Below are 20341 nucleotides of genomic sequence, written 5' to 3'. Positions count from 1 at the left end.
ATGGCATGGGAAGTGGTCATAGGTTTGGAAACCCACGCGCAGTTGTCCACGCGTTCCAAGATTTTTTCCGGAGCGCCGACGGCCTTCGGCGCTGTTCCTAACACCCAGGCCTGCGGCGTGGACATCGCGCTGCCGGGCACCCTTCCAGTGCTCAACCGGGCTGCCGTGGAGAAAGCCATTCGGTTTGGGTTGGCGGTAGGCGGCAAGATCGCGGCGCGTTCCATCTTCGCTCGCAAGAATTACTTTTATCCGGATCTCCCCAAGGGCTATCAGATCAGCCAGTACGAGCAGCCAGTCGTTCAAGGGGGCAGCCTGGAGATCCAGGCAGGTGACAGGATCAAGACCGTTCGCCTGACGCGGGCTCATCTGGAGGAAGATGCTGGAAAATCCTTGCACGAGGACTTCCACGGTATGAGCGGCATCGACCTGAACCGGGCGGGAACGCCATTGCTGGAAATCGTGACGGAGCCCGACCTTCGCAGCGCCGCCGAGGCGGTGGCCTACGCCAAGGCCTTGCACGCGCTGGTGAGATGGATCGAGATCTGCGACGGCAACATGCAAGAGGGCTCCTTCCGTTGCGACGCCAATGTCTCGGTGCGCCCCGCGGGCCAGGAGGCCTTGGGGACGCGCTGCGAAATCAAGAATTTGAATTCCTTCCGGTTTCTTGAGAAGGCCATCGAGTACGAGATTCGCCGCCAGACTGATTTGATCGAAGACGGCGGAAAGGTGGTGCAGGAAACCAGGCTCTACGATGCGCAGCGCGATGAAACCCGCTCCATGCGATCGAAAGAGGACGCGCAGGATTACCGCTATTTTCCCGACCCCGATCTGCTCCCCCTGGTCATCGGGACGGATTGGATAGATTCGGTGCGATCGGCGCTGCCCGAGTTACCCCAGGCAATGCGCGTTCGTTTCGTGCGCGAACTTGGGCTCTCGGAGTACGACGCGGGGATCCTCACCACCAGCCAGGAACTGGCCCATTACTTCGAGGCCACGCTCGCGCATGTGCCAAGCCAAGCCAAACTGTGCGCGAATTGGATCATGGTGGACTTGCTCGGCCGGCTCAACCGCGAGGGCCTGGAGGTTGACCGGTCCCCCATCAGGGCGCGGCATTTGGCCGGCCTGGTCAAGCGAATTGCCGATGGGACCGTGTCCGGCAAGATGGCCAAGGAGATTTTCGAGGCGCTATGGCAAGGCGAAGGCGATACCGAGCAGATCATCGAAGCGCGGGGCCTGAAGCAGATTTCTGGCAACTCCGAGCTGGAGAGCATGGTGGATGCGATTATCGCCGCCAATCCTGCTCAGGTCGCTGAGTACCGGGCGGGAAAGGAAAAAGCCTTTAATTTCTTCGTGGGGCAGGCCATGAAGGCCAGCCAGGGCAAGGCCAATCCTGGGCAGTTGAGCCAGATCCTGAAGAAAAAATTGCAGGGCTAGGACTTTGGCTGCGCTTGGGCAGACAAGCCCTTGAGTTCACGGAAACGCTTCTTGTCCTCGTCATACTTTTCGCGAATGGCGGTTATTTGATCCCGGTAGCGCTGGATGTCTTGCTCGATGCGAGCAATGTCTTTCTTCTGGTCTTGGATGTCTTCTTCCAGCCAATTGGGCACCGGATTCCCCTTGCCGGCGTATTGCTCTGTTTGCTTCATGAACGCTTCCAGGGATTCCCGGCTTTTTTCGAGACGCAATTCGAGGCCCCTGATTGCCTGGGTGGGAACGGCGATGTTGCGATCTCGCGCTCTTCGGTGTAGGTGTTTAGAAGGGACTCATCACGGCGGTTTTGCAGGAACTGGCGCTCTTTTTCCTGCCGCCCCCGTTCGGCCTTTTCGGCGGCCGCTTTCTTGTTCATGAGAACGGGCGTCTCGACCCGGCGCACGATACGTCCTTGCCTATTGAGTTCCGTGGTGTCGAATTCTTGTTCCTGGGGAAGGATCTCACTGTAGTGCACCACCCCGTTATTGTCGACCCAGCGGTAAAGGCTGCCGCCGATACGCTCTACTTTCGTCCCGGAAGACGGTTGCGCCGCGAGACTAATCGCCGGAGGCAGGAGCACTGGGAATAGCACCCACACCCAGATTCGTGCCAGGCGATTCAGCCCCATCCGCTTTTACTCCGTATAACGACCGATAGTGAGACACGGCCCGCAACTCACGTGCCATGGTCCCTTGACCTTCAAGGTAGTCCACTATGTGGTCCAGGCTTGCGATCGAAAAGACTGGTATCGAATAGAGGGTTCGAACTTCCTGGGCAGCCGACTCGGATCCGGTTCCGCGTTCCATGCGGTCCAGTGCGATGATGACGGCAGCAGAATGGGCGCCCGCGGCGCGGATGATTTCCACGGATTCGCGTACCGAAGTCCCAGCGGAGATCACGTCGTCCACGATGAGCACCTGGCCTGCCAGGGGCGCCCCCACGATGAGGCCGCCTTCTCCATGGTCCTTGGCCTCCTTGCGGTTAAAGCAGAACGGCACATTTCGCCCTGCCCGGGCAAGTGCCACCGCGGCGGCCGATACCAATGGGATACCCTTATACGCGGGGCCGAAGAGCAAATCGAAGGAAACACCCGAGGCCAATATGGCGTTCGCGTAGAATTCCCCCAGTCGGTCCAGGGCTTCCCCGGTGTTGAAAAGCCCGGCGTTGAAGAAATAGGGGGACATGCGCCCCGCCTTCGTCTTGAACTCACCGAACCGTAATACGCCTTGCCTCAAGGCGAACTCCACAAACCGCGTTCTAAAATTGGATTCCATTCTTGCGCCTCGTCAGCCTGAATCTTAACGGCATTCGCTCGGCGGCCAACAAAGGCTTCTTGCGGTGGCTTGACCGGGCCGGCGCGGACGCCGTATGCGTTCAAGAACTCAAGGCCCAGGGCGATAACTTGACGGGCGAAATGCGCGCCCCCGGCCCCTTCCGGGGGCATTTTCATTTTGCCCAACGCAAGGGCTATAGCGGAGTGGGCATATACGCTCGCGCGCAGCCCTCCGAAATCGTGCAAGGCCTGGGCATCCCGGATATAGACGAGGAGGGCCGCTATATCGAAGCGCGTTTTGGGGCGCTTAGCATCATCAGCTTGTATTTGCCCTCGGGGGCGAGTTCCGAGGAAAGATTGGCGGTGAAGTTCAGTTTCATGGAGAGGGTGTTTCCCAGACTCGAGGCGCTGGCGAAATGCGGGCGGGAAATCATCATTTGCGGGGATTGGAACATCGCGCACAAGGAGATCGATCTGAAAAACTGGCGCTCGAACCAGAAGAATTCCGGCTTCCTGCCCGAGGAGCGAGCCTGGCTGTCCAAGGTATTTGGGGATCTGGGTTGGGTGGATGTCTTTCGCCTCATCGACCCGCGGCCCGAGCAATACACCTGGTGGTCCAATCGCGGCCAGGCTTGGGCCAAGAACGTGGGATGGCGGCTCGATTACCAGATTGCCACGCCTGGAATCGCATCCAAAGCCCGCCATGTCTCGATTTACAAGGATGAGCGCTTCGCCGATCACGCCCCGCTTATCATCGACTACGATTACAGTTTGTGAGCGAAACTTCTTCCGCGGGCCGCCGTGGTTGGATCGCGGACTTGCGCGTCTACACCGAGCCCGGCGTGGCACGCATGATGTTGTTGGGTTTCTCCGCTGGGCTTCCGTTGTTGCTTGTTCTGGGGACCTTGTCCTACCGCCTGCGTGAAGCGGGAATCGACCGCACCACCATAGGGTTTCTGAGCTGGGTAGCCATGGCTTACGCCTTCAAATGGGCATGGGCACCGCTGGTGGACCGCATGCCCTTGCCGTTTTTTACGCGCCTGCTCGGCAGGCGGCGCAGTTGGCTGCTGCTGGCGCAACTGGGCATCGCCGCCGGGTTGATCGGATCGTCGTTGACCGATCCAGCCATGCATTTGCATAGGCTGGTGTTCTTTTCGCTGCTGGTGGCGTTCTCATCCGCCACGCAGGACATCGCGCTGGATGCCTTTCGCATCGAATCCGCGGGCCTATCGCGCCAGGCCGCCATGGCGGCGACTTACCAGATCGGGTACCGAGCGGCCATGATTTTCTCCTCCGCCGGCGCGCTCTGGATCGCGGCCGCCTTCGACCCCGATGAGAAAACCTACGAGCATGCGCCATGGATGATCACTTACCTCGTCATGGCCAGTGCCATGAGCGTGGGCATGCTCACCGTCTTGTTCTCCAAGGAACCCGTGGCCAGCGCTGCTCCGAACGCCACCCAGGGGGAAAAGAATTTTGGCGCGAAGCTGCAACGCAGTGCATGGATTCCGCCGTTGCTGGCGAGGTTCGGAGTTTGGGTATACGGCGCGATGCTGAGTCCTTTCCTCGACTTCGTGTCGCGGTACCACTGGCGCGCGGTATTGTTGCTGGCCTTGATCGGTACCTATCGCATTTCCGACATCGTCATGGGCGTCATGGCGAGCCCGTTCTACCGGGACATCGGATTCACCAAGGAGGAAGTTGCCGCCGTGTCCGGCGTATACGGCGTGATCATGACCTTGGTGGGGGCGAGCATCGGCGGCGTGCTCTCGTTGCGCTTGGGGGTCATGCGCGTTCTCTTCGCGGGCGCTGCTTTGTCCGCCGCCACCAATTTACTATTCGCTTGGCTTGCCACGCGCGGCCACGATTTGCCCGGTTTGGTGGTGGCCATCTCCATAGACAACTTAAGCGCGGGAATCGCTAGCGCGGCATTCGTCGCCTACTTATCCAGCCTCACCAACGTTGCGTACTCCGCCACGCAATACGCCTTGTTCAGCTCCATCATGCTGTTGCTGCCAAAATTTCTCGCGGGATTCTCAGGATGGGCCGTGGACCATTCCGATTACCAGACGTTCTTCACGGGTACCGCCTTGCTCGGTGTTCCCGTCTTGATCTTGGTGGCCTTGGCGGCGCGGGTGGGGGCCCCTAGGAATCCGTCTTGAGGCGGTAGACGGCGAGCGAGCCCAGCAGGTTCGGTAAGGTGCCGACAGGCTGGCCCGCGGCCATGACGACTCTTTCGAGAACGCGGATGTCGTTCTTGGCGCAAAAAGTCTCGAAATCATCGATGGTGCACAGGTGGATGTTGGGAGTGTCATACCACTGGTATGGAAGCTCCTGGGAGACTGGCATGTTTCCCAGCATGACTTGTAGGCGGCTGCGCCAATAACCGAAGTTGGGAAAGGTTACGATGCCCTCGCGCCCTACGCGCAGCATCTCCCTCACGATTCTTTCCGTCTGCCGCACGGCTTGCAAGGTGAGCGAGAGGATGACGAAGTCGAAGGAACGGTCCTCGAATTCCGCCAGCCCGCCCTCCAAATCCCGTTGAATCACGTTAACGCCGTTGCCGACACTGGCGATAATTTTGTCGCCTTCGATTTCCACGCCGTAGCCGTTTATGCCGCGCTTCTCGCGCAGATAGCGTAACAGCGTACCGTTGCCGCAGCCCAAGTCCAGAACGCGCGCGCCCGGGCTAATCCAGGCGGCGATGGTGTCGTAGTCCGCTCGGGTGGAATGGTTCATGAGCCGTTGCCCGCATTGTTTAGATAAGCGCGAATCACGCCGTGGTAACGCGGGTCTTCCATCAAGAACGCGTCGTGGCCGTGGGGCGCGTCGATTTCCGCATAGGAAACATTCAGCCTGTTATCGAGCAAAGCCTTCACGATTTCCCGCGAGCGCGCGGGAGAGAAGCGCCAGTCGGAAGTGAAGGACACCACCAGGAAGCTGGCTTTGGCGGCCCTCATGGCCTGGGAGAAATTGCCGCCGTGGGCAGCAGCCGGGTCGAAGTAATCCAGAGCCTTGGTAATGCGCAAGTACGTATTGGCGTCGAAATATTCCGAGAATTTGTCGCCCTGGTAGCGCAAGTAACTCTCGATCTCGAACTCCACGTCGAAGTTGAATTTGATTTCGCCGGTACGCAAGGCGCGGCCGAATTTCTCCGCCATGGCGTCGTCGGAGAGATAGGTGATGTGGCCGATCATGCGCGCGATACGCAGCCCGCGTTTGGGCACCACGCCCTGGGCGTAAAAATTTCCGCCGTGAAAATCCGGGTCCGTGGTGATGGCCTGGCGCGCGACTTCATTGAACGCAATATTTTGCGCCGTCAGCTTGGGCGCCGCCGCGATCACGAGCGCGTGCTTCACGCGGCCAGGATGGCTTATGGTCCACTGCATGGCCTGCATGGCGCCCAAGCTACCGCCCATCACCACGGCGAAACATTCAATGCCAAGATGATCGGCCAGCCGCGCCTGTGCTTCCACCCAATCCTCCACCGTGACAAGCGGAAAATCCGCGCCCCAGTGCTTGCCCGTACCGGGATTGATGGTGGCGGGCCCCGTCGAACCATGGCAACCGCCAAGATTGTTCACGCCCACCACGAAGAAGCGCTCGGTATCCACCGGCTTGCCAGGGCCGATGAGGTTGTCCCACCAACCGGTGTTTTTCTGGTCGTCCGCGTAATAGCCCGCCACGTGATGGGAGGCATTGAGGGCGTGGCACACCAGCACCGCGTTGTCGCGCTTGGCGTTCAATTGGCCATAGGTTTCGTAGGCCAGGTCATAGCGCTTGATGGTGGCGCCGCTCTTCAAGTGCAAAGGACGCTCAAACGCGGCTCGCAGGGGTTGCACTGCTCCAACAGAACGAGGACTCATTTCGGTCATCGGTCAGGTGGCGGGCGGGGGTTTGGTTTTCGACAGGCGGCGCAGGATCAAGCGCATGGCGTCGTTCTTCATATCGCGTAGCAGGAGGCCCTCTTCGTTTTCTTTCGCGAGCAGTTCGCGGTCGTCGAAAGTCAGGTCACGGCGAAGAAGCAATTCCGAGGGCGGTATCCATTCGTGCTTCGAGCGGTCGCTCAAGCGGTACAACACGCGATAGCGTAGTTCGAATTCCCGCACCCGGCCCGCGTTCGATATGGAGAGGACTTGCTTCTCCGATCCTTCCTTCAAGATTTCCAAGGTCACTTCGGCGTCTTCGGCACGCTCCACGACGTTGCCTTTCTTCCCGCTGGCCAGGTAGCGCTTGAGTTCCGCCGCGAAAGAAGAATATTCGGTCGTGACCACATACAGGCTCGCGAAGGGCATCTCCTGTCTTCCCCGGAAATGAAAGCCGCACCCGGCGAGCGCAAGAAGCACTGTCCAGACTATCCAATGGCGGAAGAACGAGGAGCTCACGGACTAAATCACGATGTTGACTAGGCGCCCAGGCACCACGATGATCTTCTTGACGCTCTGGCCATCGATGTACTTCATGGCCAGGGGACTGCCGCGCGCGATTAATTCTATGGCCTCTCGCGTGGCGCCATTGGGCACGGTGATGGAACCACGCGTTTTGCCGCCGACTTGTAGCACCAACTCCACATCGGCTTGCACGAGCGCGCAGGCGTCTGGTTCCGGCCAGCGGGCACCAAAGACGTCTGCCCCATAACCCAAGGCCTTCCATAGATGAGAACACACGTGAGGAGTGAGCGGCGAGAGGAGCCGCAACAGAATCGAGAAACCCTCCGTGCTCACTGCCGTTTCTTTCTCCGGCAAACGCTCCAGCGCATTCAGTATCTTCATGCCGGCGGAGGCCACGGTGTTGAACTGAAATTTGGAAAAATCGTAATTCGCCTGTTTGAGTACGAGATGAATTTCTCGCCGTACGCTGGCCTGATCGCCCGTAAGCGCGCTCCAATCGGTATTCGCGATATCACGAGCTTGCGCGCGCCCGGCCCCGAAGCGCCAGAGACGCCGCAAGAAGCGGTAAGACCCATCCACGCCCGAGTCGGACCACTCCAGCGTTTGCTCCGGAGGCGCCGCGAACATCATGAAGAAGCGCGCCGTATCCGCGCCGTGGTGTTCGATGAGGGATTGCGGATCCACGCCGTTGTTCTTGGATTTGGACATGGTACCGATGCCGGCGGATTCCACGGGCAGCCCGTCCGCCTTCAGGGTGGTGCTCAAGCGCGCGCCCTTGTCATCCACCCGCACTTCCACGTCGGCGGGGTTGTAGTAGGTGATACGGCCCGCCCCCGCCTTGCGCAAGAAAATTTCGTTCAACACCATGCCTTGCGTGAGGAGGTTCTTGAAGGGCTCTTCGAATCTCACTAACCCCAAATCGCGCATCACGCGCGTCCAAAAACGCGAATACAGCAGATGTAATATCGCGTGCTCGATGCCGCCGATGTATTGGTCCACCGGCAGCCAGTACTTCACGCGTTCGTCCACCATGGCTCGGTGGTTATCCGCGCACGCATAGCGCGAGTAGTACCAGGACGAATCGACGAACGTGTCCATGGTGTCCGTCTCGCGGCGCGCGGGTTTGCCGCACTTGGGGCACTCGCATTGGACGAACTCCATGCGCTTGTTGAGCGGATTACCCGAGCCATCGGGCACGCAATCCTCGGGCAGCACCACGGGGAGTTGGTCGTCGGGCACCGCGACATCCCCACAGATTGCGCAATGGATGATGGGAATGGGCGTGCCCCAGTAACGCTGGCGGGAAATCCCCCAATCGCGCAGCCGCCAGGTCGTCTGCTTCTCGCCCAGCCCCGCAGCCTTGAGATCGGCGGCGATGGCTTCCACCGAGCGCTCGAAATCCATGCCGTCGTACTTCCTGGAATTCACGCACACTCCGTGATCCGCGTACCACTCTTGCCAGGCGTTCATCGAATAGGATTTACCCGTCACACCGATCACTTGTTCGATAGCCAGACCGTACTTCTTGGCAAAGGCGAAATCGCGTTCGTCGTGGCCGGGCACGCCCATCACGGCGCCCTCGCCGTAGCTCATCAGGACATAGTTGCCCACCCACACTTCCACCTGTTTGCGCGTGAGCGGATGTTCCACGAAAAGCCCCGTCGCCATGCCTTTCTTTTCCATCTGGGCCATGTCGGCTTCCATCACGCTGCCGTGCTTGCATTCCTCGATGAAGGCCGCGAGCTTGGGATTGTTCTGGGCCGCCGCGCTGGCGAGCGGATGCTCGGCGGCCACGGCGCAGAAGGTCACGCCCATCAAGGTATCGGCGCGAGTGGTGAACACGCGCAACACCTGCTTCCTGCCTTCCAAGGTGTAGGGGAAGCCGATGTTCACGCCAAGGCTCTTGCCGATCCAGTTGGCCTGCATGGTCTTCACCCGTTCCGGCCAGCCTGGGAGCGTATCGAGCGCCGCCAGCAACTCCTCGGAGTAATCGGTGATGCGCAGGTAATACATGGGAATTTCGCGCTTTTCCACCAGGGCACCGGTACGCCACCCGCGGCCGTCGATCACTTGCTCGTTAGCCAGCACCGTTTGATCGACGGGGTCCCAGTTCACCACGCCCGTCTTCTTATAGGCGATGCCTTTCTCCAGCATGCGCAAAAACAACCATTGGTTCCAGCGGTAGTACTCCGGTTTGCAGGTGGCCAGCTCGCGTTGCCAGTCGATGGCGAAACCCAGCGACTTCAACTGCTTCTTCATGTAAGCGATGTTGTCGTAGGTCCACTTGGCCGGAGGTACGTGATTGGCCATGGCGGCATTTTCAGCGGGCAACCCGAAGGCGTCCCAACCCATGGGCTGGAGCACGTTGTAGCCACGCATGCGGTGGTAGCGCGTGAGCACATCGCCGATGGTGTAGTTGCGCACATGGCCCATGTGCAGTTTTCCCGAAGGGTAGGGAAACATCGACAAGCAGTAGTACTTAGGCCTTCCTGGGGCTTCCACGGCCCGGTGCGCACCGGAAGCCTCCCATTCCAATTGGGTTTGTTGTTCTATTTTTTCCGGGTTGTAATGCGGATCTAACATGTTCGGATGTGCGCTGAACGGTCCATGAAAGCCATCGATTATAGCCTGCGACCCATCAGCCGCCCGTCACCGGCCGCCGCTTTCGGTTAGCATCGCGGCCTGATTTCCATTGGCGTTTTTCAGTGTACGGAACGAATCTTCTCGAGGGCCTCAACCCAGAACAACTGCGCGCGGTCACTCTTCCCCATCAAAGCGCCCTGATCCTTGCCGGGGCCGGTAGCGGCAAGACACGCGTGCTGACCACTCGCATCGCGTGGCTCATTCAGACAGGACAAGTGCTGCCGCACGGGCTGTTGTCCGTGACTTTCACCAACAAAGCCGCGCGCGAAATGCTTACCCGCATTTCTGGCATGCTGCCCATCGATACGCGCGGAATGTGGGTAGGCACTTTTCATGGCCTATGCAACCGGTTGCTGCGCGCTCACCACCGTGACGCGGGCTTTCCGCAGACCTTTCAGATTCTGGATAGCGCCGACCAACTCTCGCTCATCAAGCGCCTGCTGAAAGCGCTCAACATCGACGACGATAAATATACGCCGCGCGATCTCCAATACTTCATCAACGCCAACAAGGAGGCCGGTAACCGCGCCAGCCGGGTGGAAACAAGCGACGAATTTTCCGGGCGCATGGTGGAGTTGTACGCGGCCTACGACGAGCAGTGCAACCGCGAAGGCGTGGTGGATTTCGCCGAGCTTTTGCTGCGCTCCTTCGAGCTTCTTAGCCGCAATGAAGTGTTACGCAACCACTACCAACGGCGCTTCGGCCACATCCTGGTGGATGAGTTCCAGGACACCAACCGCTTGCAGTACCGCTGGCTGAAATTGCTGGCGGGCGAGCACAATGCCATCTTCTCGGTGGGAGACGATGACCAGTCGATCTACGCCTTCCGCGGAGCCTCGGCCAGGAACGTGGCGGACTTCGAACGCGATTTCGCCAGGGGCCAGGTCATCAAGCTCGAACAAAATTACCGCAGCCACGGCAATATTCTGGATGCCGCCAACGCATTGATCCGGAATAACCACACGCGTCTGGGCAAGAATCTGTGGACGTCCGAAGGCAAGGGCGAAGCCTTGCGCTTCTACGAGGCCGCGAGCGACGTGGAGGAAGCAAAGTTCATCGTGGATGAGGTGCGCGGCCTCGCGCGCGAAGGCGTGGCGCTCGCCAGCATGGCCATCTTGTACCGCTCCAACGCGCAGTCGCGGGCGCTGGAACATTCCTTGTTCAGCGCCGGATTGGCTTACCGCGTCTACGGCGGCTTGCGGTTTTTCGAGCGCCAGGAAATCAAGCATGCGCTGGCCTATTTGAGGCTGGTGGCGAACCCCGATGACGACAACTCGCTGCTGCGGGTGATCAACATGCCAACGCGCGGTATCGGGGCGCGCAGCATAGAGCAGTTGCAAGACCTCGCCAAGCACGCCGGCACCAGCCTATGGCAGGCAGCCTGTTCGAACACGCTAGGCGGAAAAGCCGGCACGGGCGCCGGCGCCTTCGTACGTTTGATTGGGGATCTTCAAAAGGATTGCGAACCCCTCACGCTTCCCGAAGCCGTCGAGCACGTTACCGCCGCCAGCGGGCTCACGACCCACTACCTCAACGAAAGAGAAGGCGCGGACCGGATAGAGAACTTGAAGGAGTTGGTCACGGCGGCCACCGTGTTCGCCGCCGATCCCGTGACTTCCCTGGTCATCGACGAGGAAGGTAACCTAGTGGCCGATCCCGATGCGGAGCAGTCCTGGCTCATCACCCTCAATAACTTTCTCGCGCACGCCTCCCTGGAATCCGGCGAACACCAGGCGGGAGAAGGCCAGGATGCATTGCAGCTGATGACGGTGCACTCCGCGAAGGGCCTTGAGTTTCACACGGTGTTCGTGACCGGATTGGAGGAAGGGCTGTTTCCGCACGAGAACAGTTTGAACGACGCGGATGGCACGGAGGAGGAGCGCCGCTTGATGTACGTCGCGCTTACGCGCGCCCGCCGGCGTCTCTACCTCACCTTGGCCCAGACCCGCATGTTGCACGGGCAAACGCGCTACAACATCGAATCGCGCTTCATCGGCGAAATTCCCTCCGAATTGGTGCGCCGGCTGACCCCGCCCAAGGTATTCGCGCGCTCGGAATTTTCCTTTACGCCAAGCAGCCATGCCCCAGCGGTGCAACGAGATCCGTCATCGCCCTGGCGCATCGGGCAAGGCGTTTCCCATCCAAAATTTGGTTACGGGGTCATCGTGAATGCGGAAGGGCGCGGTAGCGAGGCGCGGGTTCAGGTGAACTTTCGCGATGCGGGGGCGAAATGGCTGGCGCTGGAATACGCTAAGTTGAGTCCGGCTTAAGATGGCTCATTGGCGGCTTGCGCGTCCATGACGTAGATCTCCCGGTAGCTTCTATAAGTCGAGATGACCGCCAAGGGCAGCCACACGAACATGCCGAAGCCCAGGGTGAGCGCCACGAGCGACAGGAGCAGCATCATCGCCAGGCCATAGATCATGGTGGGGATCACGTTGGCCAGGCAGCCTTGGAGACTCAGAACCATCGCCCGGCCGGCCGGGACGCCGTCCAGAATCACCAGGGCGGGCGAGAACCACAGCAGCAAGGCCACGGGCACCATCAACATCATGCCCACCAGCATGGCGGCGCTTAGGCGGTTGGCCATCTCGGGCGTGATGGCCGCGGGATCGAGCAGGGCGCCCGACCGCATCATCTGTTCCCAATCGCCGCCTGCCAAATTGCTCACGATGGCGCCGATGAGAATCTGCGCAACGACAAAAACACCGCCCAGCGTCACGAGACTGGTGGCGCCATCGCGAAAGCCGCTGAGGAGATGATTGATGCTGAGATTTCGGCCCAGCTCCAGGTCGCGGCACCCGGCCATCATGCCGGCGATTGGGATGGGCGAGAGCAGATAGACCAGCGGGCCTCCCAAGAAAGGAATGCGGCTCAACAAGTACATGGCGCCGATGAGGACAAGCCCCATTATCACCCACTTCAAGGGGTCTCGCAAAAATAAGCGGAACGCATCCTGTATCCAGGCCCAACCGCGCGCCGGCGGCATTTTATTCACCGTCATCAGGCAAGCAATTCCGTGGCAAATTCTTCGTGGCGGATGTGATTCAGGAGAATACGGCGAAAGCGTCCCGGATCGTGGGCATGCGTGAGCGCGCCGGGCCGGGGCAAGTGCAGATCATACAGTCTGGAAACCCAAAACCGTAGCGCGCCGGCCCGCAACATAAGCGGCCAGTGCTCTTGTTCCTCCGCGCCAAGAGGGCGCACCAACCGGTAAGCCTCGAGGAAGTGACGGCAGCGCTCCGCGTCCAGCGTGCAGTCGTCTTGCATGCACCAATCGTTGAGCGTGATGGCCACGTCGTAGACCAAGGTATCCGTGCAGGCAAAATAAAAGTCGATGAGGCCGCCTACCTGATCGCCCGTGAACAGGACATTGTCCCGGAACAAATCCCCATGCACCACACCGCGCGCAAGCCGTTGTGTGCCATGCCCAGCCTGGAATTCAATTTCCGATTGCAGCAACTTCGCGTCCTCTCTTGCCAAGAAGGGAAGTATCCGCGCCGCCGCCTCGGTCCACCATCGCGGGCCGCGCAAATTGTCCAGGCGCGCGTGGTAACTTTGTCCCGCGAGGTGCATTTCCGCCAGTACTTTGCCCACGCGGGCGCAGTGCGCGGGCGTGGGGTTGAGGCGCGGAGCGCCGTCTATCCGGGTCACCAATGCCGCGGGCTTTCCGTTCAACTCCCCCAGAAAACTGCCGCGCATATCCGCGATGGGCTTGGGACACGGAATGCCATGACCGGAAAGATGGGCCATGAGATTCAAATAGAACGGCAGTTGGGAGGGCGTGAGATTCTCGAACAGCGTGAGAACGAAACGCCCTTGGCTGGTGGTGACAAAGTAGTTGGTGTTCTCGATGCCGGACAGGATCCCTTGTAGATCTTGTAGCGTGCCGGTGTCGTAATTCTTCAGCCATGGGGCAAGCTGCTCGGGCGTGACGGTAGTGAAAACCGACATGGGCTAGAGGTTGAGTTGCGCCTCGTGTTCCGCAGCCGAGGGCTCGAAGCCGCGCTTCTCGTAGTAATCGAAGATGGCGTTCACCACTTCGCGCGGCTCGTCGATCACGCGTATGAGGTCCACGTCCTCGGGGCTGATCATTTTCTCGTTCACGAAGGTGTCCGAGATCCAATTCACCAAACCTTGCCAGAAGGGCCGGTGCACCAGGATGATGGGCATGCGGCGAATCTTCTTGGTCTGCACCAAGGTCAAGGCTTCCATCAACTCGTCCATGGTGCCGAAGCCGCCGGGCATCACGACATAGGCGGCGGCTTGCTTGACGAACATCACCTTGCGCGCGAAAAAGTAGCGAAAGGTCTGGCTGATGTCCTGGTAAGGGTTGCCCGATTGTTCGTGCGGTAACTGGATGTTGAGCCCAATGCTCAAGGACTTGCCGTAGTAGGCCCCCTTGTTGGCGGCTTCCATGAGGCCAGGCCCGCCGCCGGAGATGACGCTGAAGCCCGCATCGGACAGAAGCCGCGCGATCTGTTCCGTCAAACGGTAGTAGTGATGATCGCGCGGCATGCGCGCGCTGCCGAAGATGCTGACCGCGGGGCGAATATGGCTCAGGCGTTCGGTCGCCTCGACGAACTCTGCCATAATTCCCAGCACCCGGTAGGCTTCTCGCCCCGACCATTGCTTGCCGATCAGTTCAGGCGCGAGAGGGAGCGGAGTTTTGCTTGCTGTGGTCATCGTTATATCGCGAAATAGACTCGGTTAGTATCACGCTGCGTGCGGTGAGGGAGTCGCTGGTCAATTGAACTCCATGAAAACTCTGCTTCTTGTCGACGCCTCGTCCTACCTATATCGCGCATTCCACGCGCTTCCTGACCTAAGAAATAAACGAGGGGAACCCACGGGGGCAATCTACGGAGTGATCAACATGCTCCGGAGGCTGCACAAGGAAGTGGGGGCGGATTATAGTGCCTGCGTCTTCGACGCCAAGGGCAAAACCTTTAGAGACGATTGGTATCCGCAATACAAGGCCAACCGCCCGCCAATGCCCGAGGACATGCGCTCGCAAATCGGGCCGCTGCACGAGTGCGTGCGTGCCTTGGGGTGGCCCATGCTGGAAATCGAAGGGGTGGAGGCCGACGATGTGATCGGCACCCTGGCCGTGCTCGCCAAGGAGAGGGGCATGCGCTGCGTGATCTCCTCGGGAGACAAGGATCTGACTCAGCTGGTGAACCCTTTGGTCACCATGGTGAACACCATGTCCAACGAAACCTTCGACGAGGCCGGAGTGGAGGGCAAGTTTGGCGTGAAACCGGCGCAGATCATCGATTACCTCACCCTCATCGGCGATTCCGTGGATAACGTCCCTGGGGTCGAGAAGGTGGGGCCCAAGACGGCCGTGAAGTGGCTCACGCAGTACGGGACTCTCGATAACGTGATAGCCCACGAGAATGAGATCGCCGGCGTGGTAGGCGAGAATTTGCGCAAGGCGAAGGATTGGCTTCCGCAAGCGAGGAAGCTCCTCACCGTCAAGTGCGACGTCGAGTTGCCCGTGCCACTGGCAACCCTGCATTACGGCGAACAGGATGTCGCGGCGTTGCGGGAATTGTTCGATAGGCTGGAGTTCAAGAGCTGGCGCAGGGAGTTGGATGGGGGCGAGACTCCGGGTTTTCGTGAGGCGTCAGGCGTGAGGCGTGAGGCGTCCGGCGAGGCGGCGGGGGTGCCGCCGAAGGAGGTCGTCCCACGGCATTACGAATGTGTGCTGGCCATGGCTCAATTCGAGGCGTGGTTAGAGCGCATCGGAGCCGCGGAGTTGGTGTCGGTGGATACGGAGACCACGAGCCTGGATCCACTGCTGGCGCGCATCGTGGGCATATCCCTATCGGTCGCGGCCCATGAAGGCGCTTATATTCCGCTGGCGCATCGTTATCCCGGCGCGCCGGAGCAGCTCGGTCTCGAACAAACCCTCGCCCGCCTTCGACCCTGGCTGGAGGATGCCTCCAAGGCGAAAGTAGGGCAGAACGCCAAGTACGACGCCCATGTGTTCGCCAATCATGGCATCGCACTGCGCGGCGTGGTGCACGATACCTTGCTGCAATCCTACGTATTGGAAAGCCATAAGCCCCACGACATGGATTCCATGGCCGCGCGTCATCTGGGTGTGATAACCATTCTCTATGCCGAGGTGGCGGGCAAGGGCGCGAATCACATTGGCTTCGACCAGGTGAGCGTGGAGAAGGCCACCGAGTATTCCGCCGAGGATAGCGACGTCACCTTGCAATTGCACCAAGTTCTCTATCCGCAGGTGCGCGCGGAAGAAAAGCTACTCTACATCTACGAAAAGATCGAGATGCCCGCCATGGAAGTGCTACTGCGCATGGAGCGCAATGGCGTGCTGCTCGATGCGCCATTACTCGATGCGCAGAGCCACGATCTGGGCACGCGCTTGATCGAGATCGAATCCCAGGCACACAAACTGGCTGGCCGCCCCTTCAATCTTGGCTCGCCCAAGCAAATCCAGGAGATCTTATTCGACCAACTCAAGATCCCCGTCATCAAGAAAACTCCCACGGGCCAGCCCTCCACCGACGAGGACGTCCTGCAAGAGCTGGCGCTCGACTATCCGTTACCGAAGGTGCTGCTCGATTACCGCGGCCTTTCCAAGTTGAAGTCCACCTACACCGACAAACTGCCCCGCATGGTGAACCCGAAAACGGGCCGGGTGCACACCAACTATGCGCAAGCCGTGGCGGTGACGGGCCGCTTGTCCAGCACCGATCCGAATCTACAAAACATCCCCGTGCGCACGGCGGAGGGCCGCCGCATTCGCGAGGCCTTCATCGCGCCTCCGGGCGCCAGCATCGTGTCGGCGGATTACTCCCAGATCGAGCTGCGCATCATGGCCCACCTATCTGGTGACGAGAGCTTGCTCAACGCTTTCGCCACCGGACAAGACGTGCACCGCCACACCGCCTCGGAAATCTTTGGCGTGGAGCGCGACCAGGTCACGAGCGAGCAACGCCGCTACGCCAAGGTGATCAACTTCGGCTTGATCTACGGCATGTCCGCCTTCGGGCTGGCGGGGCAACTAGGCATCGAACGCAACGCCGCCCAGCAGTACATGGAGCGCTACTTCGCGCGCTATCCCGGAGTGGCCGCCTACATGCAGCACACGCGCGAAACCGCGCGCGAAAAAGGCTACGTGGAAACCGTCTTCGGCCGCCGCTTGTTCTTGACGGAAATCCGTTCCTCCAACGCCGGCCGCCGCCAAGGCGCCGAGCGCGCGGCCATAAACGCGCCCATGCAAGGTACGGCCGCGGATCTCATCAAGCTTGCAATGATCGCGGTGGATAAGTGGCTGCGAGAAACACAGCTTGCAACCAAACTCATCATGCAGGTGCACGATGAGTTGGTTCTGGAAGTCCCGGACTCCGAAACCGAGCGCGTGCGGCAAGAACTCCCTGGCCTCATGACTGGCGTTGCCCAGCTATCCGTTCCGCTCCAGGTGGATGTGGGCGTGGGGCCGAATTGGGAGCGGGCGCACTAGGGTCTGATGCCTGGAAGAGGATAGCCTTTTGGGGGGGGCTAGAGGATAAAGTGCTGTTCGTAAGACCTATCTCCCTCACGCCTGATAAAGTGACGCGCTATGGAATTTGAGGACGATCCCGTTAAGGCAGCGCGCAACCTCAAGAAGCACAAGGTTAGCTTTGAGGAAGCGGCCTCGGTTTTTGGCGATCCCATCGCCTACACCTTTGCGGATCCCGATCATTCGATTGGCGAAGAGCGCTGGCTTATGTTTGGCCTGTCCCGTGCGGGACGGGTTTTCGCTGTGATATTTACCCACCGTAAAGGAAAGTTCCGAATGATTAGTGCGCGTCCCGCTACGAGGCGTGAAAGGAAGATCTATGAAGAAGGCTGAGGAAATGCGCGCCGAATACCGGCGCGAGGATCTAGGAAAAGGCGTGCGTGGAAAGCACTACGCTGAGTTCAAGAAGGGCAGCAATCTAGTTCTGCTTTCCCCCGAGTTGTCCAAGATTTTTCCGACCAACGAAGCAGTAAACGCGGCATTGAATTCCCTTGTTGTCGTTGCACGATCCGCAGCCGGCCTGGCTCGGCGCTCGGCAAGAATACGTACAAAAGCGGTGCGCGCCGGTTAGCTATCCGTTTACCTCCAGGTGGAAATGAGCGTAGGACCGAATTTGGAGCTGGCGCACTAAGTTGTGCCCGCAATTCTGGAACTTGAATCCAGCGACGGGAAAATATGGGTTTGCAACGATGCCATTTCCCCGGGACAGTTTTCTAAACTAGCTAGCCACCTTCTAAGGTCGACCTCTCAAATTGACGACAAGCGGCGTCAATGCATCACGTTCTCTTGCGGCGCATTGGCTATGCAGCACCTGTCGCAATGCATCCAATTTCTAGAGCCTTGACCAATACCGTAAAAGCACGATGGTGCTTGAGTTCGAGGCGCACCTCATGCCAGACATTTTGTTCATGACGGTTGGGCAGTGTTACTGCTATTTTGTTATCGTGGGCGGAGAATGGGATGCGCAGTTGTAGTATCCGCTCTTGATGATGGCCATGAAAAATATCGCCGAACCGATTTGTGTAGCCTCAGTGCGTCTCGCTTTACGTTAACCAAAGGCTTTTCAGTTCTCCTCGGAAAACTGAAGACTCTGAAGTTTGGAGTAAACGCCCTCTCTCGCCACCAACTCCGCATGCGTTCCGGTCTCAACGATCTCGCCCTGGTCGAGCACGACGATGCGGTCGGCTTTTTCGATTGTGGAAAGACGGTGTGCGATCACGATGGTAGTCCGGCCCTGCATCAGCGTTTCCAAACCTTCTTGAACCGCGCGTTCGGATTCCGTATCGAGGGCGGAGGTGGCCTCGTCGAGAATCAATACGGGCGCGTTCTTCAGCAGCGTGCGCGCGATGGCGAGCCGCTGGCGCTGGCCGCCGGATAGGCGCACGCCGTTTTCGCCCACCAGCGTATTCATCCCTTCCGGCAGCGCGCGGATGAACTCCATGGCGTGAGCGGCCTCCGCGGCTTCTATAATCTGCGCTTCGGACACTCCGGCCTGAGCGCCATAGGCGATGTTGGCGGCGATGGTGTCATTGAAGAGCGAGACGTCCTGGCTGACGAGACCCACGTTCGCCCGCAGGCTCGATAGCGTGATTTGTCCGAGATCGTGTCCGTCAAGCAAGATGCGGCCGGAACTGGGTTGGTAAAAGCGCGGGATCAGGTTGGCGAGAGAGGTTTTCCCGCTGCCCGATTGTCCGACGAGAGCGATGGTTTCACCAGGTTGTATCTGGAGATTGATGTTGCTCAGGGCCTCGCCTTCCGTTTGCTCGTATTGAAGGCTGACGTTCTCGAACACCAGCGCGCCTTGTGCGCGGCCGAGCTGGATGGTGCCGGTGTCTTGCTCGGTCTCCTGGTCGATAAGCCCGAACACACTCTCCGAGGCGGCCAGCCCGCGCTGCAGATGTTCGCTTACGCCGGCCAAGCGTTTGAGGGGCGCGCTCAACAGAAGCATCGCGCCTATGAAGGACACGAATCCGCCCACGGTGGTGCGATCGGCGGAGGCCTGTAGCGTGACTTGGTAAATCACGACGGCCGTGGCGATGGCCACGAGTATCTGGGTGATGGGTACGTTGGCCGCGCCCGCGGCGGCTTGCTTCATGACGAATCCGCGAAAGCGGTTGGAAGCCTCGAAGAAACGCTTCGACTCGTAGTCCTTTCCGCCGAAGATTTTCACCACCTTGTGGCACTCGATGGCCTCTTGCAAAACGTTGTTGATGTCGCCCATGGCCTCTTGGCTTCGGCGGCTCATGTTACGCAGCCGCACATTGAATACACGCACGACGATGGCGATGGGCGGCACCATGAGAAAGGTGATGAGCGTGAGCTTCCAATTCAGGTAGAGAAGCCAGGCCATGAGACCGAACAGGATCAGGAAATCCTTGATCAAGACATTGACCACCTGCGTGGCGGCGTTGGTGACTTGCGTGACATCGAACGTGATCTTGGAGATCAGATTCCCCGTCATGCTGTTGTCGAAGAACCCAGTGGGCAGCCGCAGAATCTTGCGGAACATTTCCGCTCGCAAATCGAGCACCACCTTATTCCCCACCCAGGCGCTGGCGAAGGCGCCCACGAAGGCGCCGATGCCCCGAAGGAAGAAAATCCCGACGATCCCTATCGGAATCCATTTCATCAGGAATGGGTCTTTTTCCACGAAGGTACCATCCAGGAAAGGCTTGATCGCCATGGGAAGCACCACTTCCGATGCGGCCACCAAGGCGATGCCGATAATGGAGGCCGCGAACTCCACCCAATAGGGCTTTACGTAACCGAGCAGGCGAAGATAAAGCTGTGCGCTGGTCATATTTTTCATGGGGCGCAAGATAACAGAAGCGGGCGGTCTTAAGGGCACCTCTAATAATTCAGCATTCTAGAGTAGTGTGTATGGAATCGATGTGATAAAAAGGCTAGAAGCGCAAAGTGATCCCGAGGCCGATGAAGAAAGACAAACGCAGGAAGCAACCCAAACCCAAGCAGCCTGGATTCTTCGATGTACAAGAGCGCGCCTAGCAACTCACTCGGATGGGAGATCCG

At 59.4% G+C, this 20341-nt stretch carries 18 protein-coding genes; 7 read left to right on the top strand and 11 right to left on the bottom strand.

The window, feature by feature from the left end; translation table 11 throughout:
* Entirely contained in the window at positions 1-1434 is a 1434-nt protein-coding gene (gene gatB, locus EXR36_06485) for an Asp-tRNA(Asn)/Glu-tRNA(Gln) amidotransferase subunit GatB (GenBank protein ID MSQ59289.1), read from the top strand.
* Here the strand turns inward: gatB and EXR36_06480 are convergent.
* From EXR36_06480 to EXR36_06470, 3 genes are read right to left on the bottom strand one after another with little or no spacing between them, the layout of a single operon-like run.
* Positions 1431-1646, bottom strand: coding sequence for a hypothetical protein (locus EXR36_06480; GenBank protein ID MSQ59288.1), 216 nt, complete (start codon positions 1644-1646; stop codon positions 1431-1433). The two genes, gatB and EXR36_06480, sit on opposite strands and share 4 nt — an antisense overlap.
* Entirely contained in the window at positions 1643-2098 is a 456-nt protein-coding gene (locus EXR36_06475) for a DUF4124 domain-containing protein (protein MSQ59287.1), read from the bottom strand. Before EXR36_06475 ends, EXR36_06480 begins: the two co-directional genes overlap by 4 nt.
* Complete coding sequence (locus tag EXR36_06470; protein ID MSQ59286.1) at positions 2028-2744, bottom strand: orotate phosphoribosyltransferase; 717 nt, start codon at positions 2742-2744, stop codon at positions 2028-2030. Before EXR36_06470 ends, EXR36_06475 begins: the two co-directional genes overlap by 71 nt.
* Positions 2745-2746: 2 nt before the next feature.
* On the opposite strand from EXR36_06470, the gene xth reads away from it, so the two are divergent.
* A complete protein-coding gene (gene xth, locus EXR36_06465) occupies positions 2747-3520 on the top strand; it encodes an exodeoxyribonuclease III (GenBank protein ID MSQ59285.1) in 774 nt (257 codons plus the stop codon).
* A gap of 74 nt (positions 3521-3594) precedes the next feature.
* On the top strand, positions 3595-4905 hold the full coding sequence (locus EXR36_06460) for an AmpG family muropeptide MFS transporter (GenBank protein ID MSQ59284.1): 1311 nt from the start codon (positions 3595-3597) through the stop codon (positions 4903-4905).
* Here the strand turns inward: EXR36_06460 and metW are convergent.
* Genes metW through EXR36_06440 form a run of 4 tightly spaced genes read right to left on the bottom strand, consistent with a single transcriptional unit; the run spans position 4889 to position 9717 of the window.
* A complete protein-coding gene (gene metW, locus EXR36_06455) occupies positions 4889-5482 on the bottom strand; it encodes a methionine biosynthesis protein MetW (protein ID MSQ59283.1) in 594 nt (197 codons plus the stop codon). The two genes, EXR36_06460 and metW, sit on opposite strands and share 17 nt — an antisense overlap.
* Positions 5479-6618: a homoserine O-acetyltransferase gene (locus EXR36_06450; protein MSQ59282.1), complete on the bottom strand. Its 1140-nt coding sequence runs from the start codon at positions 6616-6618 to the stop codon at positions 5479-5481. The genes metW and EXR36_06450 overlap by 4 nt, the downstream gene beginning before the upstream one ends.
* A 3-nt stretch (positions 6619-6621) precedes the next feature.
* Positions 6622-7128 (bottom strand): hypothetical protein, encoded by a 507-nt coding sequence (locus tag EXR36_06445; GenBank protein ID MSQ59281.1) that lies wholly within the window; start codon positions 7126-7128, stop codon positions 6622-6624.
* A gap of 3 nt (positions 7129-7131) precedes the next feature.
* Positions 7132-9717 carry a leucine--tRNA ligase gene (locus EXR36_06440; protein MSQ59280.1) on the bottom strand — a complete coding sequence of 862 codons (2586 nt, stop codon included), beginning with the start codon at positions 9715-9717 and terminating at the stop codon, positions 7132-7134.
* Positions 9718-9839: 122 nt separating this feature from the next.
* Here EXR36_06440 and EXR36_06435 point away from each other — a divergent pair, with 122 nt between their 5' ends.
* Positions 9840-12047 (top strand): DNA helicase II, encoded by a 2208-nt coding sequence (locus tag EXR36_06435; protein ID MSQ59279.1) that lies wholly within the window; start codon positions 9840-9842, stop codon positions 12045-12047.
* On the opposite strand, the gene EXR36_06430 is transcribed toward EXR36_06435, so the two are convergent.
* From EXR36_06430 to EXR36_06420, 3 genes are all read right to left on the bottom strand, one after another.
* Positions 12044-12703 (bottom strand): hypothetical protein, encoded by a 660-nt coding sequence (locus EXR36_06430; GenBank protein MSQ59278.1) that lies wholly within the window; start codon positions 12701-12703, stop codon positions 12044-12046. The two genes, EXR36_06435 and EXR36_06430, sit on opposite strands and share 4 nt — an antisense overlap.
* Positions 12704-12780: 77 nt before the next feature.
* Positions 12781-13731, bottom strand: a complete 951-nt coding sequence (locus tag EXR36_06425) for a homoserine kinase (protein MSQ59277.1) — start codon at positions 13729-13731, stop codon at positions 12781-12783.
* 3 nt (positions 13732-13734) lie between these two features.
* Positions 13735-14463, bottom strand: a complete 729-nt coding sequence (locus EXR36_06420) for a TIGR00730 family Rossman fold protein (protein ID MSQ59276.1) — start codon at positions 14461-14463, stop codon at positions 13735-13737.
* 73 nt (positions 14464-14536) lie between these two features.
* Here EXR36_06420 and polA point away from each other — a divergent pair, with 73 nt between their 5' ends.
* From polA to EXR36_06405, 3 genes are all read left to right on the top strand, one after another.
* Positions 14537-17272: a DNA polymerase I gene (gene polA / locus EXR36_06415; protein ID MSQ59275.1), complete on the top strand. Its 2736-nt coding sequence runs from the start codon at positions 14537-14539 to the stop codon at positions 17270-17272.
* Between the two features lie 99 nt (positions 17273-17371).
* Positions 17372-17644, top strand: coding sequence for a BrnT family toxin (locus tag EXR36_06410; protein MSQ59274.1), 273 nt, complete (start codon positions 17372-17374; stop codon positions 17642-17644).
* Positions 17631-17882 carry a hypothetical protein gene (locus EXR36_06405; GenBank protein ID MSQ59273.1) on the top strand — a complete coding sequence of 84 codons (252 nt, stop codon included), beginning with the start codon at positions 17631-17633 and terminating at the stop codon, positions 17880-17882. The genes EXR36_06410 and EXR36_06405 overlap by 14 nt, the downstream gene beginning before the upstream one ends.
* A 492-nt stretch (positions 17883-18374) precedes the next feature.
* Here the strand turns inward: EXR36_06405 and msbA are convergent, their stop codons facing one another.
* Positions 18375-20111 (bottom strand): lipid A export permease/ATP-binding protein MsbA, encoded by a 1737-nt coding sequence (msbA, locus tag EXR36_06400; protein MSQ59272.1) that lies wholly within the window; start codon positions 20109-20111, stop codon positions 18375-18377.
* Positions 20112-20341 lie beyond the last annotated feature (230 nt).

It is taken from the genome of Betaproteobacteria bacterium, assembly GCA_009693245.1.
Taxonomy (GTDB): Bacteria; Pseudomonadota; Gammaproteobacteria; order Burkholderiales; family SHXO01; genus SHXO01.
This window is presented reverse-complemented; position numbering and strand designations above follow the sequence as displayed.

Excerpts from the sequence above, each read along its gene's own strand:
- EXR36_06470 (MSQ59286.1), bottom strand. The coding sequence starts at position 2,744 with ATGGAATCCAATTTTAGAACGCGGTTTGTGGAGTTCGCCTTGAGGCAA.
- EXR36_06480 (MSQ59288.1), bottom strand. The coding sequence starts at position 1,646 with ATGAAGCAAACAGAGCAATACGCCGGCAAGGGGAATCCGGTGCCCAAT.
- EXR36_06440 (MSQ59280.1), bottom strand. The coding sequence starts at position 9,717 with ATGTTAGATCCGCATTACAACCCGGAAAAAATAGAACAACAAACCCAA.
- EXR36_06475 (MSQ59287.1), bottom strand. The coding sequence starts at position 2,098 with ATGGGGCTGAATCGCCTGGCACGAATCTGGGTGTGGGTGCTATTCCCA.
- metW (MSQ59283.1), bottom strand. The coding sequence starts at position 5,482 with ATGAACCATTCCACCCGAGCGGACTACGACACCATCGCCGCCTGGATT.
- gatB (MSQ59289.1), top strand. The coding sequence starts at position 1 with ATGGCATGGGAAGTGGTCATAGGTTTGGAAACCCACGCGCAGTTGTCC.
- EXR36_06410 (MSQ59274.1), top strand. The coding sequence starts at position 17,372 with ATGGAATTTGAGGACGATCCCGTTAAGGCAGCGCGCAACCTCAAGAAG.
- msbA (MSQ59272.1), bottom strand. The coding sequence starts at position 20,111 with ATGACCAGCGCACAGCTTTATCTTCGCCTGCTCGGTTACGTAAAGCCC.
- EXR36_06425 (MSQ59277.1), bottom strand. The coding sequence starts at position 13,731 with ATGTCGGTTTTCACTACCGTCACGCCCGAGCAGCTTGCCCCATGGCTG.
- EXR36_06405 (MSQ59273.1), top strand. The coding sequence starts at position 17,631 with ATGAAGAAGGCTGAGGAAATGCGCGCCGAATACCGGCGCGAGGATCTA.
- EXR36_06450 (MSQ59282.1), bottom strand. The coding sequence starts at position 6,618 with ATGACCGAAATGAGTCCTCGTTCTGTTGGAGCAGTGCAACCCCTGCGA.
- EXR36_06460 (MSQ59284.1), top strand. The coding sequence starts at position 3,595 with ATGATGTTGTTGGGTTTCTCCGCTGGGCTTCCGTTGTTGCTTGTTCTG.
- polA (MSQ59275.1), top strand. The coding sequence starts at position 14,537 with ATGAAAACTCTGCTTCTTGTCGACGCCTCGTCCTACCTATATCGCGCA.
- EXR36_06420 (MSQ59276.1), bottom strand. The coding sequence starts at position 14,463 with ATGACCACAGCAAGCAAAACTCCGCTCCCTCTCGCGCCTGAACTGATC.